We start from the raw sequence: 15,625 nt of genomic DNA on the forward strand, positions 1-15,625 counted from the left end.
ACATTAGCCCGCGCTCTTTGTCAAGAAAGTCAGTCATTACCTCCCGCACAGTTAGATCTAACACTCGGTCTAACTCCTCACTTGGCAATAACCATGCTATTTCCAGCGTCAGGTTCGCCAAAATCATCGGTACGGCGAGAGATTTGAGCGATCGAGTCCCAGGATAGGTTTTATTATAGTGACCTTTAGGATCATCTTTGCGCCGCAAGACATTTTGATAGGCTTGAAGAGCGACATCCTTCGCCCAGGATTCCCCGTCGGCGAGGGCATATTGACTGAATGCCATCGCAGCAAAACAGTCTGAGAAGATGTTGTAAGGCTGTACGAGGGGCTGTCCCGATCGATCGAGGGCAAAATACCAATTTCCCTGTGGATCGCGTCCGTGTTCGGCTAAGAAGCTCGCTCCATGTCCGGCTATTTTCAGCCACTCACTCCGCTGCTCCACCCGATTGTACAACATTGAAAATGTCCACACCTGGCGATTTTGGAGCCAGATAAACTTATCTGTATCGTATACTTTCCCCGATCGATCGAGACATGTAAAATAACCGCCTTGCTCCCAATCGATCGAATTTTGCTCCCAAAATGGCAATACATTATTCAGGAGTGTATCTCGGTAGAGTTTCGCTAGTTCCTTGAAATCGTAGTTCATGCTTGAGATCCTCGAATTTGCCCCTGTATAGCCGCGCTCAAGAGAATCCTATCATCTACTCCATTCCCAGTGTCAAATTAGATAGCCAGGGTAGTGAGTGGATAGTGAATAGTGGATAGTGAATGAGTAACTAGTACTAGGCGGCGCGAGTTATGTGACTATCCCAATCCCCGAATCTCGAACCCCGAACCCCGAATCCCGAACCCCGAACCCCGAACGCCCAAGACTACTAAATATCGAGTAATATTTCTTAAAATAAGTTATGGTATTTTTACTTAATGGGCATAATGGGGGAAAGTCTATTTTCTAACTACTTTTGGAGACATATAGAATGAAGTTGAGATCTTGGGGATTAATTGCTGGTGTTGCGATGAGTGGGGTTGTGGCTGGTGGGAGCTTCGATCGAGTTGGTGCTGTTACTACGGTTCTCTATGATGGCAGTTCGGGTGTTACGCCCGATAATAGTCCATATCTAGATTTCAGGGCAATCGGTGTTGCTTCCCAAATAGCTAGTGGTGGTGTGACTACTTTAAATACCTTCGATCCCAATCCACTTTTGTCCGAGTTTACTTTTGCTGGTTATGGCAATCGTAGTAACGCAGGTACTTTATTGACATCAACATTAGATAATAGTGCTGGATATACACTCAGCTTTAAAATAAAAATTAACTCGCAAACAAATACTGGAGCAAATGGTCCCAACCGTGCTGGCTTTAGCGTGCTGGTTTTGGGTAGTGATAAAAAAGGGGTAGAAATTGGATTTAGAGATTCTGATATTTTTGCTCAAAATAGTAGTTTTAATGCTATCAATGCTACCGAGCAAAAGTCAAATATTCGGACTGGGATACTTGACACGCTAACTACATACGATTTAAAAGTTACTGGTAGTGGTTATACTCTAACTATTGGTAGCAATCCAAATCAAAGTTTTAGCGGTCTGTTAAAGGACTATTCCGCTGCTGCAATAACTCCGCTTACCCAGGTTTACAACACTGCTGACGTTATTTTCTTTGGTGATAATACAACTTCGGCTGGTGCGAGTGTCGATATCCAAAATATCACGTTGAATACTAATGCTGCGGCGGTTCCCGAACCAAGTAGCCTGCTCGGCATGGGATTGGCGATCGGCTTTGGTGCTACTCTCAAACGTAAGTTAGGTAAAACCGATCGATCGATTACTAAGCTATTAAAGTAGATTAACCCAAGTTGCTAGTTATAGGTTTTTAGTGGGATGGGTGTTAGGTTTTAGCTGTTAGGTTTTATCCCATCGCTAATAGCCAATACCCAATACCTAATACCCGAATTAACTGCATTCGGTTCTATATAATTAATTACGATATTCACAACGGCTAATCACCATTCACTCATTTGTCTGACGCTTATCTATTAGTATCTCACGGCAGCCGCGATCCTCGTCCACAGATGGCTGTAGCCAAATTGGCGCAGCAATTAAGCGGCTGGTTTGCAGAATTTTCTGCTGTTAAATCTCCGACTTTAGTTGCAACAGCACAATTAGAATTGGCTGACAAACCCTTACACGTCCAAATTAGTGATTTTGCCCGCAACTGCTCGCCGTGCGGAATAAAACGAGTGCTAATTTTACCGCTATTTTTAATATCTGGCGTACATGTCATGGACGATATCCCCGCAGAGGTAGCCATTGCCGATCGAGAACTTGGCGACCTGGTAGAATTAGTAGTCGCACCCTTTCTCGGCTTTCATCCTAATTTTACAAATTTGTTCGGACAGAACCTTTCTCACTACTCCAGTCAGACTATGATAATAGCCCACGGTAGTCGGCGATCGGGTGGAAATGCGATCGTCGAACAACTAGCAAGTAGTTTGAATATCAGTGTCGCTTACTGGTCGGTCTCCCCCAGCTTAACAGATACAGTCGCAGCATCGATCGCCACAGGTGCAACAGAAATTAGGATCTTACCTTATTTTCTATTTGCGGGTGGAATCACTGACGCGATCGAATCTCTAGTCGCACAATTAAGACAGCAGTATCCACAGGTACAATTAACTCTAGGCGAGCCAATCGGTAATAGTCCAGAATTGGCGGCAACAATCGGCAAAATCTTAACAACGTTGGCGTAGCCGCTCGGACATCTGAAAATTAGTGCCAAATCCAGACAGAGGACAAGTGATTCAGACAATTGGTAAGGTTTATTTAGTCGGTGCAGGGCCTGGAGATCCAGGACTATTGACGATTAAAGGTAAGATATTATTAGAATCTGCCGACGTGGTAATTTATGATGCCCTAGTTAGTGCCGAAATCCTCGCAATCATCTCTCCCCATGCGGAGCAAATCGATGCGGGTAAACGGATGGGTAGACATTCCCTGCTCCAGAATGAAACCACCGAACTATTAATTGCTAAAGCCAAGGAACAGGCGATCGTCGTGCGGTTAAAGGGTGGAGATCCGTTTATTTTCGGACGTGGCGGTGAAGAAATGGAGGATCTAGTTGCTGCGGGAATACCTGTAGAAGTTGTACCTGGAGTTACCTCTGGTATTGCGGCTCCAGCCTATGCTGGTATCCCCCTCACCCATCGCAATTATAGTTCTTCAGTTATTTTTGTGACTGGGCACGAAATGGCTGGTAAATACCGTCCTGGAGTCAATTGGCAAGCGATCGCTCAAAGTGCCGAAACAATTGTAGTGTATATGGGCGTTCACAATCTCGATCGGATTGCCCATGAACTAATTGCGGCTGGATTGGCTGGTGACACACCGATTGCCTTAGTCCGGTGGGGCACCACGCCCAATCAACAGGAACTAATCGCCACTTTAGAGACGGTGGTAGCAGCAGTCGAAATTCGACAATTTAGTGCGCCATCAATCGCCGTAATAGGCAATGTGGTTAAGCTCCACGATACACTCGGCAGTCTATACGCGCCAAATTAATCAGCAAACTTGACGAGATGCTAATTTTTCAAAATGTGCTTGAGTCTGATACAGAAATAATTCGCGACTGTCAACTGCATTGGTTATGTTGGGAACTAGATTGCGAGCTTGAAGTGCCATGTGCATTTGGAGATGGGCTACATAGTCACTCATTTCTTCACCTGCTGCTAGCTGGGAATCTAGATTAGTCTGAGCGAAATTATTTTCTATCACCGATTTTATTAGAGTTTAAGGGTGGATCTTCAACATTCACTCCCGAATTTAGCACACTAGATCGACTTCCGATCGAGATCTGCAATGAAGGTTAATAAATTAAAATGAAAATCCCGTGTTTCCCAAATATCTTCATGGGGCTGTAAGTGTCGCTCTTCCAGCGTATCCTAGGATGCTCAGATTTTGCCAGCAGATGATACACGATCGAATATTGCGTCATGAAATCGATGCGGAACTTGTTAGATAGATCGATTGTCGGAGTAATTGTCGCCCCCATAGGGTGCTGTTAGCTAGCGACTGAAATCTTTGGCGGTGCGGAAACGGAGCAAATATCCTTAACCCAAACTGACATTATCGATCGTGAGTAATTGCCCCCGATCGACATAACCGATCGATCGTACAGTATTCTAAAGAGCAAGACTCTTGTAAAGTGTTGCTCGCTCCAACAGCCTACTAGCAGCCTGCCTTTAGAAATATGATTTCTTGCGAAACAGATTTGCGGTAGGGTGCGTTACGGCTTCGCCTAACACACCCTACGAGAAAAAATTTTAGTTTCTAAGGGCAGGCTACTAGAATCGCTTTCAACTTTCAACTTTCCACTAAATTCAAACCCCGCATTTACCAAATTTAAAATCCAAATGATAAAGAAACCATTAGCTGTTCTATGTTTGGGATTAGTATCGATCGAATTAGGTTACTTCCCTACCATCCTGGCTGCGGCTGAAAATAAACAAGTAGATAGCACGATCGGCTGCGATATGATGATTGCTGGTGGTGGTTTGAGCGGTACGGCTACCGCTTATGAAGGTTTACTGGCTGGTAAACAAGTCTGCATGACGGAGATTACCGATTGGGTAGGCGGACAAATCACCGCCCAAGGCGTATCTGCACTCGATGAACGTCCCACCCAACGCGCCAAAAAATATTTCCCGCGCGGTTATCTCGAATTTCGTCAAAAGATTCAGGAGCGTTACGGCAAATTGAACCCTGGCGACTGCTGGGTGAGTGAAGCTTGCTTTCTACCTAAAGATGCTCATAACATCCTGTACGGGATGTTGCAGACAGCAGAGCGCAAGGGTAAAGGCAAACTTCATTGGTATCCGAATACCGTAGTCAAAGATCTCATCGTTGCCAAACGCGGCGAAGGACAACAGATTAATGCGGTAGTGGCAATTCAACACGAAGTTCACCCAGGAACGCCACCTGTAAACACAGAAACATTGTCGCAGACGATCGAGGATGCTTATAATTATCGAGATTCTCACCGATTTCAGAAGCGCAAAATTATCTTCATCCCCACCCATAAAACAGCCCAACAGCAAGCCTCGAAACCCGCAGACTGGTATGTCGTCGATGCCACTGAAACCGGAGAACTAGTCGGCTTGGCAGATGTCCCCTATCGTCTGGGTATCGACGCAAGATCTGCTGACGAACCCTCATCCGCCAGCACCACAGGCGATCCTTACTGCACCCAAGGGTTTACCTATCCCTTTGCAATGGAGACGACAGCGACACCTCAACCGCAAACTCCACCAGTTTTTTATCAACAGTACGCCCCCTACTATAGCTACGAACTCAAACGTCTAGCTGATTTTGGCGTAGTCTATAGCTATCGCCGGATTTGGAGTCCTGGTGAAGGCAAAGCCACTAAATTCGGCGGGATTAACTATTCGGCTCCCGCACCTGGGGATATCTCCATGCAAAACTGGACTTGGGGAAATGATTATCGCCCAGGTAGTGCTAACGATAATTTAATTCTCGATCGATCCCAATTGCAAACTGGCAAACAATTAGAACCAGGTGGCTGGATGGGTGGATTGCGGACGAGTACCCTCCGCAAAGGCGAAGAAAACTCCCAAGGATTCTACTACTGGCTCGTCGCTGGCGAAACAGATTCCCGTGCCAATCCCGATCCCAAATCCGCCAATCATTGGGTAAAAACACCCAATCCTAACCAACGCTATCTCAGTGGCTTGGACTCCCCAATGGGTACAGTTCACGGTTTATCCAAATATCCCTACATCCGCGAAGGACGCAGAATTATCGGCAGACCTGCCTATGGTTATAAAGATGGATTTGTCATCTCAGAGGTCGATATGAGCCGAAATAACCTGCTCGATCCTAAGAAAATGCCAGAACTACCAGCCGACCAACAGCGTCAGCTACGTGCGAATTTAGCGGGTGTAGATGCCCTCAACGTACTATTTGGGGATAATCCCGAAAAAACGACATCCACCCCCGATCGACTGCAAAGCCGCTCCAAACGAGCCTCGAGGATGTATGCTGATAAAGCCGGAATCGAACACTATGCGATCGACGCGAACCAGCGACGGTTACAGGCCGATTTAGCCCCAACAGAGGGCACTAGTAAACCTACCCCCACCCGCAATCGAGCTACCATGTATGCTGATACTGTGGGCATCGGTCACTACGCGATCGATTTTCATCCCTGTATGCAAAACAGTCCCCACGAATCTCCCAATAATACCGAACGGGAAGGCGCACGCAAAGGCGAAGGAGCCGCTTACCCCTTCCAAATTCCCCTACGGGCAATGATTCCCCAAAAGATTGATAATATGTTAATAGCTGGCAAAAGTATCGCCACTAGTCATGTCGCGGCTGCTGCCTACCGGATTCATTCCTTTGAATGGTCTGCTGGTGCTGCTGCTGGTACCACGGCTGCATTTGCCCTCGAAAAAGGCATCACCCCCGCCCAAATCGTCGAAACACTCCCAAATCCCTCACCCTCAATTTTGGAGTTACGCAAACGCTTAACCGCTAACAACAACCCGACATCTTTTCCGAATACTTCGATCTTTAATAATAATTGGCAAGAGTGGAAGTAAATTTCTATGGTTTTTACGACTGAAAAGTCTAGTCAGACAGTAACGGTTTCAAAACCTTATCCAAATTTTAAAGTCATCGTTTTAGATGATGACTTTAATACTTTTGAGCACGTTCATACTTGTTTGATGACTTATGTTCCAGGCATGAGTGAAGATCGTGCCTGGGAATTGACAAATCAAGTCCATTTTGAAGGACAAGCGATCGTCTGGGTCGGCCCGCAAGAGCAAGCAGAACTCTATCACCAACAGTTACGCCGTGCTGGTTTAACAATGGCACCTTTGGAAGGGGCATAAATTAGGTTTCGAACTGTGATGGAAAATCTGCCACTACAACAACTCGAAATAGTGGAAAAAAAAGCGAGTGGATATCTAAAAACTCAGCAATTAATAGCTGTGTGTTAGTGGTGGGTGAGAGCGGGTTTGATTTAGATAGTTAGAATTATTCGTGGGTTATTTCATAAACAAAGCCATCTACGGATTGTGTATAATTTAATTAGATTAATCTACTCGATCGTATGTCTCCAACTCCCCTACTAATCCTCGTCGATGGACACTCTTTGGCTTATCGTTCTTATTATGCTTATGCAAAAAGTAAGAGCGGTGGCTTGATGACTTCGGCGGGAGTGCCGACGAGTATTTGTTTTGGATTTGTGAAGGCTTTGGTGGAGATTATTAATAGTCAAAAACCGGATTCGATGGCGATCGCATTTGACTTACGCCAGCCGACTTTTAGACATGAGGCTGATGATAATTATAAGGCCGATCGAGTGGAAACGCCGGAAGATTTCACAATCGATATTCAGAATCTATATCTGTTATTGACGGCGTTAAATTTACCGACGATTACGGCTCCAGGATATGAGGCTGATGACATTTTGGGGACGTTGGCGGGGAGAGGTAGCCGCGCTGGTTATCAGGTGAAGATTTTGTCTGGCGATAAGGATATGTTCCAATTGGTGAACGATCGAGACAGGGTGAGTGTATTGTATCTATCATCAGCTTACTCTCCTGGCGGTCAACCTGGGACGACGGAAATGAATGAGCAGGGGGTAATCGATAAGATGGGGGTGAGAGCCAATCAGATTATTGACTACAAGGCTTTGTGTGGGGATAAGTCGGATAGCATTCCTGGCGTGCGCGGAATTGGGGACAAGACGGCGGTGAAGTTATTAACAGAATATCAGGATCTAAAGACTGTTTACGATCGAGTGGATGAGATTCCAGGTGCGACAGGTAAGAGGCTGGTTGCGGGGAAGGAGGATGCAGATCACTCGCAATATTTAGCGAGGATTATTACGGATGTACCGTTAGATTTGGAGCTAAAATCAACTAAGTTAACTGGGTTTGATTTTGGGCAGGTGCAGCCGTTATTACAGACGCTGGAATTGCATCGTTTTAATAAGGATATTGAGAAGCTGCATGAAGCTTTTGGAGGGGTGACAATTCCTGATGCGATTCCTGATAGTCAGGAGTCGGTTAGTTTGATTGCACCTGATGATGGTAGTGACGATCTCTGGTTTTTTAGTGCCGAAGATACGGATAAATTTCAGCTCAGTCGGCAATGTCCAATTCAACCGCAAATTATCGATAGTTCAGAGAAACTGCAAGCTTTAATTACCAATCTCCAACAATACACAGACCCAAATCGTCCCATTGCTTGGGATACGGAAACTACCGATTTAGAACCGCGAAATGCGAAATTAGTTGGGATTGGTTGTTGTTGGGGCGAGGAAACTAATAGCGTGGCATATATTCCCGTCGGACATGAAACGGGCGATAATTTAGATCTAGAATTAGTTTTAAATAGTCTCAAACCAATTCTCGAATCTGCGACATATCCAAAAGTATTGCAGAATGCCAAGTTCGATCGATTGGTATTTAAAAACCAAGGTGTTAATCTCCAAGGCGTGGTATTTGACACGATGTTGGCGAGCTACGTCTTAAATCCCGATAGCAGCCATAACCTCACAGATTTATCCAGCCGCTATCTGGGCATTGTCCCCCAAAGTTATACCGAACTAGTCGCCAAAGGACAAACTATCGCGAATATTAGCATCCCCCTAGTCGCTGAATATTGCGGGATGGATGTCTGGGGTACCTGCCGCCTGCACAGCCTCCTCAAAGCCGAATTAGCCGCCGCTCCGAAATTACTCGCACTATTACAAGAGATCGAGCAACCTCTCGAACCCATTCTCGCCGAGATGGAAGATCGCGGGATTAATATCGATGCTGAATATCTGCAGACATTATCAGTAATTTTAGCCAAAGATTTAGATCGAATCGAAGCAGAAACCTACGCACTAGCGGGAGAAAAATTTAATCTCGGTTCACCCAAACAACTCGCCCAGATCCTCTTTGAAAAACTCGAACTGGATACAAAAGGTATCCGTCAAACTAAATCCGGCTACTCCACTGATGTCAATACCCTTGAAAAATTGCAAGGTAAACATGAAGTCGTCGATCTAATCCTCCAACACCGCACCTTCTCCAAACTCAAATCAACCTACGTTGACGCACTCCCTGCCCTAATTCATCCCAAAACAGGCAGAGTTCACACCGATTTTAATCAAGCCGTCACCAGCACAGGCAGACTATCATCATCCCATCCCAACCTCCAAAATATCCCCATCCGCACCGAATTTAGTCGCCAAATTCGTCGCGCATTTATCCCCGCACCAGGTTGGATTCTCGCCGCAGTTGACTACTCCCAAATCGAACTTCGCATCCTCGCCCATCTGAGTCAGGAACCTGTTTTAATTACTGCTTACAACCAAAACGAAGACATCCATACCGTCACCGCCAAACTATTGTTTGAAAGCGATACCGTTACCAGCGAACAACGCCGGATGGGTAAAATCATTAACTTCGGCGTAGTTTATGGCATGGGTGCCGCTAAATTTGGACGAGAAACTGGCGTAAAAACCAGCGAAGCCAAAATCTTCATCGAGAAATTTTACGAACGTTATCCAGGCATTTTCGACTACCTAGAGCGCGTCAAACGCGAAGCAATTGCCCTCGGATATGTCGAAACTGTCTGCGGACGGCGGCGGTATTTCAAGTTTGAAAGCGGTAAATTGCGCGGCTTAAAAGGTAGCGATCCAAATCAGATTAATCTCGAAGATTTAGGCAATCTCGGACAACTAGATGCGGGACATTTACGCGCTGCGGCGAATGCACCGATTCAGGGTTCGAGTGCGGATATTATTAAATTAGCGATGATTAAAATCGATAAGTTATTGGAGCAATATCAAGCGAAGATGTTATTGCAAGTGCATGATGAATTGGTATTGGAAATTCCGCTGGATGAGTGGGCGGAGTTGCAGCCGAAGATTAAGGCAACGATGGAAAATGCGATCGATCTGAGTGTGCCCATGGTGGCAGAAATTGGGAGTGGGGCTAATTGGATGGAGGCGAAATAAGAAATAAATTTAGATGGTAAGCAATGCCCACCATCTAAATTCAAATATCGATTCATCTATGCTTTGTCAGATTTCAGTTTCTTTCTCATCTGAACTGTGGCTGTACCACCGATTAAGGTGCCAATAATCGTAAATGGTTCGGGAACGGCGGTTGCTGCACTATTTATCGAACCACTTACGGTAAATGCACCTGAATTGTCAGCATTATTAGTATCATTAACTCGAAACTGAAGTACTGTACCATTATTCAGACCAGTACCAAAGATTGAGGCTAAGGAAACACTATTAAGTGAAAGATTGGTTGGTGGAGTTGGACTACCTAGACCATTTGCAACTGATGATGCAAATAAGTTGAAAAATCCTAGAGTACTATTCCCCAATAGCAAAGCACCAAAATTACGATTCTGTGGTCCAGTCAAAAAGGCGCCAGGTTGCACAAACCCTGCTTGTGTAGCTATCCCAGCCGCATTCGATCTGTAATTTCCATTTGCAATCTCGACAGTCCCTGAAACATTAAGGCTAATTGTATCTGTTCCCAGAAAATTGCTAGTTACGGTAAAGGATGGACCAGAGAAAACATCGGTACCATTGACAGTTGTTGTAGGAATTGTTAACGATGCTGCATTTGCACTAGAAGTACTTAGAGCCGTTGTGATTAGTAATAATCCAGCAGTAGCAAGGTAAACTTTATTACCCACATTCCGCAATGCGGAATGTGGGATTTTTAGATTGGTCGAAATGGAAGACATAGTAAAGCGTCCGTAGGATAATCGGGTTCTCTCAGTCTATTTGGTGGCACAAGTTGAATTTTTGATTCTTCCCAACCTGCTGACCGATAAACTTGGTCATAGTATGCCCACACAATAAAATTAAGTAGCTATAGGGTAGTAAAATTTCTTAATATTTATTCATATTATTCGATTCCAGCAATCTCAACTAAACCCGCTCAGTACTAGCCACTTCATTGTTTCTGAATACTCAGAGCAACAGCCTCAGCCACCTTAATTCCATCCACCCCCGCCGACAAAATCCCTCCCGCATAACCAGCACCTTCCCCCGCTGGATATAAACCCTTGGTATTTAAGCTTTGATAATCAGCTCCCCGCTTAATGCAAATCGGCGATGATGTGCGAGTTTCCACTCCCGTCAATACCGCATCGTGCATCGAAAATCCTTCGATTTGTTTATCAAAAGCAGGGATAGCTTCGCGAATAGCCTCGATCGCGTAATCTGGTAAACTCGAACTCAAATCGCACAGGTGAACTCCTGGCTTATATGACGGTTTGACGGTGCCTAACTGCGTGGAGGCTGTACCTGTCAAAAAGTCGCCTACCAGTTGTCCTGGAGCCTCATAGGTGCCGCCACCAAGTTTAAAAGCATTCTCTTCTAATCGCCGTTGAAATTCAATCCCCGCGATCGGATTACCTGGATAATCTTCGGGTGTAATTCCGACAACGATGCCACTATTGGCATTCTTACCGCTGCGCTCGTATTGGCTCATTCCATTCGTCACCACCCGCCCTACCTCTGATGTAGCGGCGACAACTTGCCCACCAGGGCACATACAGAAGCTATAAACCGATCGACCATTGGCGCAATGATGAACTAGACTATAATCAGCCGCACCGAGCATCGGATGTCCGATTTGAGATCCGAGCCGACATTTATCAATCAGGGATTGGGGATGTTCGACGCGAAAGCCGATCGAGAATGGTTTGGGTTCGATGTATACTCCAGACTGATGGAGCATTTCAAAGGTATCGCGGGCACTATGTCCAACTGCTAAAATCACATGGTTGCTGGGAATATATTCACCACTGGCGAGAGTAACACCGCAGACTTGCCCATTTTCGATATTAATATTTTCTACCCGACTCTGGAAGCGAATTTCACCACCTAAAGATTCGATCGAATTGCGGATGTTTTCAACGATTTTTACTAATCGATAGGTACCGATGTGGGGCTTATTAATATACAAAATTTCCGGCGCAGCACCCGCATTTACCAGCTCTGCTAATACCTTGCGCCCATGATGTTGGGCATCTTTAATTCGACTATAGAGCTTACCATCCGAAAATGTCCCCGCACCACCTTCGCCAAATTGAGCATTAGATTCGGGATTGAATTTCGCCTTGCTCCAAAAGCCAAAAGTATCGACAGATCGATCGTGTACAGCCTTTCCGCGCTCTAAAATAATTGGGCGAAATCCCATCTGTGCCAATAATAACCCAGCAAACATCCCACATGGCCCACAACCAATCACGATCGGACGTTGTTCTATTTTAGCTGTTGCTTGAGCAACATATCGATAGCTAGTATCGGGAGTTGGTACGATGTGCGGATCTTTTTTGAATCTTTGCAGGAGCTGTTTCTCCCGCGTCGTCTCGACATCGATAACATAGACAAACGAAACATCACCCCGTTTCCGCGCATCATAACTCCGCTTGAAAATAGTGTAGCGAATTAGATCCTTGGGATCGATCGATAGCTTCTTGAGAATAGCAGACTGAATATCCGCTTCAGTGCGATCGAGTGAGAGTTTGACTTCAGAGAGGCGGAGCATGGACGATTATCCTAGACAGTTGGCGCAAAATCTACTCTTATTCTGACATAGTGGTTATAGTCGTTGCTTGAATCCAAGAGTACAATAGTCGAATAGCAAAAAATATCTAGAATTATGGAACTAACACAAATTATTTCTACTGTTCGAGAATTATCTTCTACAGATCGACTATTGCTGTTACAGTTTTTAGTCAATGATTTGGTTAGAGAATCAGGATTGACTTCGTTGACTATAAAAGGAGACTATCCTGAATCGAATCAAAATATTCCAATCAGCTACGGATTGCATGACTCTTTTGAAGCTGCGGCAATTTTGGCTATAGCTCTAGCAGCAAAAAAGGCGACGGTTCATGGCTGATAAAGTCCGATTTGCATTCACAGAAGTAGATCCAAAACTTGGTGCATTGAGCACGCTCCCCTAGTTACCGATTATTCTAACTTATCAAAGTAAGTCAATTCGAGAAAGATCTTAAATTGAGTACAAGAAATTATGACTAAATCTAGAACTCGGTTGTACGAATTATCTGCCGCTGCATATGCCAATGGCGATTATACTGGCTGGTTTGAAACTTTGTATGCAGAAGCTCAAGGAAATTCCAATGCAATTCCCTGGGCGGATCGAGGCGTGAATGGATGGCTGGTAAACTGGGTTGAAACAGCCCAGTTAAATTTGCAAAATCTGCGAGTATTAGTTGTCGGCTGTGGATTGGGTGATGATGCCGAATATTTATCTAAACTCGGTGCGAAAGTCACAGCATTCGATCTATCTCAAACCGCTATCGATTGGTGTCATCATAGATTTCCTACATCTCAGGTAAATTATCAAGCTGTCGATTTATTCACCGCTCCAACCGAGTGGAAATTAAGTTTTGATCTGGTTATCGAGATTTATACTATTCAAGCACTACCTGCAAATATACGTCCAAATGCGATCGATTGTATAGGTAATTTCGTCGCACCTAATGGCAAGTTATTCGTCGTCTGTCGCGGTCGCGATCCTGAAGATGCTTGCGATAATTTACCTTTTCCCCTGACCAAAGACGAATTAAATAGATTTACCGACACTGGATTAACACAGATCTCCTTTGAAGATTCGATCGATACATTAGACACTACCCCAACCAGACGATTTCGGATTGTCTATTTAAAATTTGTCTAGCAGCGTCTAAAAATGAAATTACCCCATCTTCAAATTAGAAGATAGGGTAATTAGGATAGCCTCGATCTAGCTGAAGAGCGATCGAGTATAAATTAAGTGTTTTAACAATTCTAATTACTAAGAATCGAAAAACTACTTAAAACTGGCACATTAGCTAATAATAAATAACCAAAAGCAGCTCCACCAACGCCACCAATTAAAAAACCAGAAGTAAATTCGTTCCAGCCTTTTTGGTCGTTGAGATCGGCAGGTGGCTTGGGTACAGTCACGCTAGCCAGCGGTGCTGCGGGATTAGTACTTGCATAGATGGATAGACAGACAGTCAAAATCACCACCAACCCGACTGTACCTAACAATCCGGCTAAATGGGCTTGATCCGCACTGCGGAGTGGTCCTAGGAGCGTGAAGGGGCCGATCAGGAGATAGCCATGAGCCATTCCAATTTCTAAACCCCGTCGTTGAGCGGACAAACCACCACGGTAGACAGGTAAATTACCGATGAAAGCTTTGATAATATCCGAAGAGTTGACTGGAGTAGCTAAATTGCTAACTTCAGGACTAGGACTACTGATAGCTTGAGTACGATTAGGCATGGAGAACCTCTCAAAAAATAAGGGGATAGGGGATAGGGATTAGGGGATAGGGATTAGGAATTAGCTAACAACTACGACCTATTCCCTAACACCAAACACTACAAGGGATGAAATAATAAGTCGGGGAAGAAACGATTGAACTCAATCAAAATACCCGCTGTAAATGTCATCCAAACTGCTGCCAAGACTGGAGCAGTAGATAGAAATCTGACAAAATGTGACATGGAATATCTCCAGGATCTAAAATCGATGATGGCTGGGTTGCTGCCCGAAGGCAATCCGGTTGGTGAAGAGGGAGATTCGATCGGCAAATTACTCAGTTTCTAGTTACATTGCTGTTGACTTGGTTCTGGAAATTATGCTAATCGATCGACCAAATTTACCGAGGAGAAACGGTGATTTCATTATCTTTAGCAACTAATTTACCAGAGGTAAATTCAGCCGCAGCAGCAGCAGGCCAAGCAAATCCGCCTAACATACAGCTAATTGCTAGAGGTAAATCGATAATAATTTCTTTTTCTTCTGCGTTGTCGCCTTTTTTGATGGCGATCACGTAGGCACGACCTACCCAACCGATCCAACCAGCGATGTAGAGGAACAGAACACTAGGGATCAAGAAGTCGCCTGCTCGATCGAGTCGTCCATCTACAATCAGGTGTGGAAGTCCTTCAGGGCCACACAGAGCTTGGGAGTAAAGCGCAAAGCGTTTCTTGCCAGATTCGGGGTCGCTGGTGGTATTCCGTGCCGATGCCGCACGTTGCTGGAAGGCTTGGGATTCGCTACAACGAACGAGTCCGGCTACTTCTGACGCAGATGCGATCGGAGCAAAGTTGAACCAGAGACAGATGGCAAAGACAAAAGCCAACAGTTTTTGCATAATGATTGTTTCCTTGTGTAACAAAACAAGAAGTTTTGTTTGCAAAATACACGATCGAGAACCCGATCTGCATTAGCAAAAAAACTATAATAGTCTTTGTGGTAATCTCAGTAATATCTCGCGTCGATCGCCAAATATTACCGATATTATAGAGGTTGGCGATATTTTGCCGTTCCCTAGAGCTGCTCCAATCGAGAATCGTTGAGATCTCGATCGATCGGCTATTCGAGTTGGTGTATTATCCGATCGACAGATCCACCACGACGGTTGCCAAATTATTTACCTCTATTTTCATATTTAAAATTAGCAGCTAATGACAACAGTTTTATCAATTGAAACAAGTTGTGACGAAACTGCGGTAGCAATCGTTAACAATCGTAAAGTTTGCAGCAGTAT

15 protein-coding genes are annotated in these 15,625 nt (G+C 44.8%); 8 read left to right on the forward strand and 7 right to left on the reverse strand.

The features are described 5' to 3' along the window. Window positions 1-652 (reverse strand): AGE family epimerase/isomerase (locus RMO55_RS13890; RefSeq protein ID WP_310427401.1); only part of this gene is annotated, 652 nt, incomplete at its 3' end. Window positions 653-983: 331 nt separating this feature from the next. Between RMO55_RS13890 and RMO55_RS13895 the strand changes: the two genes are divergently transcribed. The 3 genes from RMO55_RS13895 (at window position 984) to cobA (ending at window position 3,560) form a co-directional block, all read left to right on the forward strand. Then, window positions 984-1,847: a PEP-CTERM sorting domain-containing protein gene (locus RMO55_RS13895; protein WP_310427403.1), complete on the forward strand. Its 864-nt coding sequence runs from the start codon at window positions 984-986 to the stop codon at window positions 1,845-1,847. Between the two features lie 173 nt (window positions 1,848-2,020). After that, window positions 2,021-2,752, forward strand: coding sequence for a sirohydrochlorin chelatase (locus RMO55_RS13900; protein ID WP_310427404.1), 732 nt, complete (start codon window positions 2,021-2,023; stop codon window positions 2,750-2,752). 22 nt (window positions 2,753-2,774) lie between these two features. Next, the gene (gene cobA / locus RMO55_RS13905; RefSeq protein ID WP_310427406.1) at window positions 2,775-3,560 is read left to right on the forward strand and encodes a uroporphyrinogen-III C-methyltransferase; all 786 of its coding nucleotides are present in this window, start codon (window positions 2,775-2,777) and stop codon (window positions 3,558-3,560) included. Here cobA and RMO55_RS13910 read toward each other — a convergent pair whose 3' ends face one another. Then, complete coding sequence (locus RMO55_RS13910) at window positions 3,561-3,773, reverse strand: hypothetical protein (RefSeq protein WP_396134314.1); 213 nt, start codon at window positions 3,771-3,773, stop codon at window positions 3,561-3,563. It abuts the gene before it with no gap. A 638-nt stretch (window positions 3,774-4,411) separates the two neighbouring features. Between RMO55_RS13910 and RMO55_RS13915 the strand changes: the two genes are divergently transcribed. The 3 genes from RMO55_RS13915 (at window position 4,412) to polA (ending at window position 10,038) form a co-directional block, all read left to right on the forward strand. Next, the gene (locus RMO55_RS13915; protein WP_310427408.1) at window positions 4,412-6,619 is read left to right on the forward strand and encodes an FAD-dependent oxidoreductase; all 2,208 of its coding nucleotides are present in this window, start codon (window positions 4,412-4,414) and stop codon (window positions 6,617-6,619) included. A 6-nt stretch (window positions 6,620-6,625) separates the two neighbouring features. Next, the gene (gene clpS, locus RMO55_RS13920; RefSeq protein ID WP_310427409.1) at window positions 6,626-6,913 is read left to right on the forward strand and encodes an ATP-dependent Clp protease adapter ClpS; all 288 of its coding nucleotides are present in this window, start codon (window positions 6,626-6,628) and stop codon (window positions 6,911-6,913) included. 221 nt (window positions 6,914-7,134) lie between these two features. After that, on the forward strand, window positions 7,135-10,038 hold the full coding sequence (gene polA, locus RMO55_RS13925; protein ID WP_310427410.1) for a DNA polymerase I: 2,904 nt from the start codon (window positions 7,135-7,137) through the stop codon (window positions 10,036-10,038). Window positions 10,039-10,094: 56 nt separating this feature from the next. Here the strand turns inward: polA and RMO55_RS13930 are convergent, their stop codons facing one another. Then, the gene (locus tag RMO55_RS13930) at window positions 10,095-10,787 is read right to left on the reverse strand and encodes a hypothetical protein (RefSeq protein ID WP_310427411.1); all 693 of its coding nucleotides are present in this window, start codon (window positions 10,785-10,787) and stop codon (window positions 10,095-10,097) included. 212 nt (window positions 10,788-10,999) lie between these two features. Continuing rightward, a complete protein-coding gene (locus RMO55_RS13935; protein ID WP_310427413.1) occupies window positions 11,000-12,601 on the reverse strand; it encodes an NAD(P)/FAD-dependent oxidoreductase in 1,602 nt (533 codons plus the stop codon). Window positions 12,602-12,715: 114 nt separating this feature from the next. Here RMO55_RS13935 and RMO55_RS13940 point away from each other — a divergent pair, with 114 nt between their 5' ends. After that, entirely contained in the window at window positions 12,716-12,958 is a 243-nt protein-coding gene (locus tag RMO55_RS13940; RefSeq protein WP_310427415.1) for a hypothetical protein, read from the forward strand. Window positions 12,959-13,090: 132 nt separating this feature from the next. Further along, window positions 13,091-13,759 carry a class I SAM-dependent methyltransferase gene (locus tag RMO55_RS13945; protein WP_310427417.1) on the forward strand — a complete coding sequence of 223 codons (669 nt, stop codon included), beginning with the start codon at window positions 13,091-13,093 and terminating at the stop codon, window positions 13,757-13,759. Window positions 13,760-13,869: 110 nt separating this feature from the next. Here the strand turns inward: RMO55_RS13945 and RMO55_RS13950 are convergent, their stop codons facing one another. The 3 genes from RMO55_RS13950 to RMO55_RS13960 form a co-directional block, all read right to left on the reverse strand. Continuing rightward, on the reverse strand, window positions 13,870-14,352 hold the full coding sequence (locus RMO55_RS13950) for a photosystem I reaction center subunit XI (RefSeq protein WP_310427419.1): 483 nt from the start codon (window positions 14,350-14,352) through the stop codon (window positions 13,870-13,872). A 98-nt stretch (window positions 14,353-14,450) separates the two neighbouring features. Continuing rightward, a complete protein-coding gene (gene psaJ / locus RMO55_RS13955) occupies window positions 14,451-14,576 on the reverse strand; it encodes a photosystem I reaction center subunit IX (protein ID WP_396134312.1) in 126 nt (41 codons plus the stop codon). Between the two features lie 155 nt (window positions 14,577-14,731). Continuing rightward, window positions 14,732-15,229 (reverse strand): Photosystem I reaction center subunit III, encoded by a 498-nt coding sequence (locus tag RMO55_RS13960; protein ID WP_310427420.1) that lies wholly within the window; start codon window positions 15,227-15,229, stop codon window positions 14,732-14,734. Between the last annotated feature and the right edge of the window lie 396 nt (window positions 15,230-15,625).

The sequence above is a fragment of the Chamaesiphon sp. VAR_48_metabat_135_sub genome (genome assembly GCF_031418915.1).
Lineage (GTDB): Bacteria > Cyanobacteriota > Cyanobacteriia > Cyanobacteriales > Chamaesiphonaceae > Chamaesiphon.

Bases quoted from the DNA above. Each gene is read 5' to 3' on its own strand.
- RMO55_RS13895 (WP_310427403.1), top strand. From the start codon at position 984: ATGAAGTTGAGATCTTGGGGATTAATTGCTGGTGTTGCGATGAGTGGG.
- RMO55_RS13915 (WP_310427408.1), top strand. From the start codon at position 4,412: ATGATAAAGAAACCATTAGCTGTTCTATGTTTGGGATTAGTATCGATC.
- clpS (WP_310427409.1), top strand. From the start codon at position 6,626: ATGGTTTTTACGACTGAAAAGTCTAGTCAGACAGTAACGGTTTCAAAA.
- polA (WP_310427410.1), top strand. From the start codon at position 7,135: ATGTCTCCAACTCCCCTACTAATCCTCGTCGATGGACACTCTTTGGCT.
- RMO55_RS13930 (WP_310427411.1), bottom strand. From the start codon at position 10,787: ATGTCTTCCATTTCGACCAATCTAAAAATCCCACATTCCGCATTGCGG.
- RMO55_RS13935 (WP_310427413.1), bottom strand. From the start codon at position 12,601: ATGCTCCGCCTCTCTGAAGTCAAACTCTCACTCGATCGCACTGAAGCG.
- RMO55_RS13940 (WP_310427415.1), top strand. From the start codon at position 12,716: ATGGAACTAACACAAATTATTTCTACTGTTCGAGAATTATCTTCTACA.
- RMO55_RS13945 (WP_310427417.1), top strand. From the start codon at position 13,091: ATGACTAAATCTAGAACTCGGTTGTACGAATTATCTGCCGCTGCATAT.
- RMO55_RS13950 (WP_310427419.1), bottom strand. From the start codon at position 14,352: ATGCCTAATCGTACTCAAGCTATCAGTAGTCCTAGTCCTGAAGTTAGC.
- psaJ (WP_396134312.1), bottom strand. From the start codon at position 14,576: ATGTCACATTTTGTCAGATTTCTATCTACTGCTCCAGTCTTGGCAGCA.
- RMO55_RS13960 (WP_310427420.1), bottom strand. From the start codon at position 15,229: ATGCAAAAACTGTTGGCTTTTGTCTTTGCCATCTGTCTCTGGTTCAAC.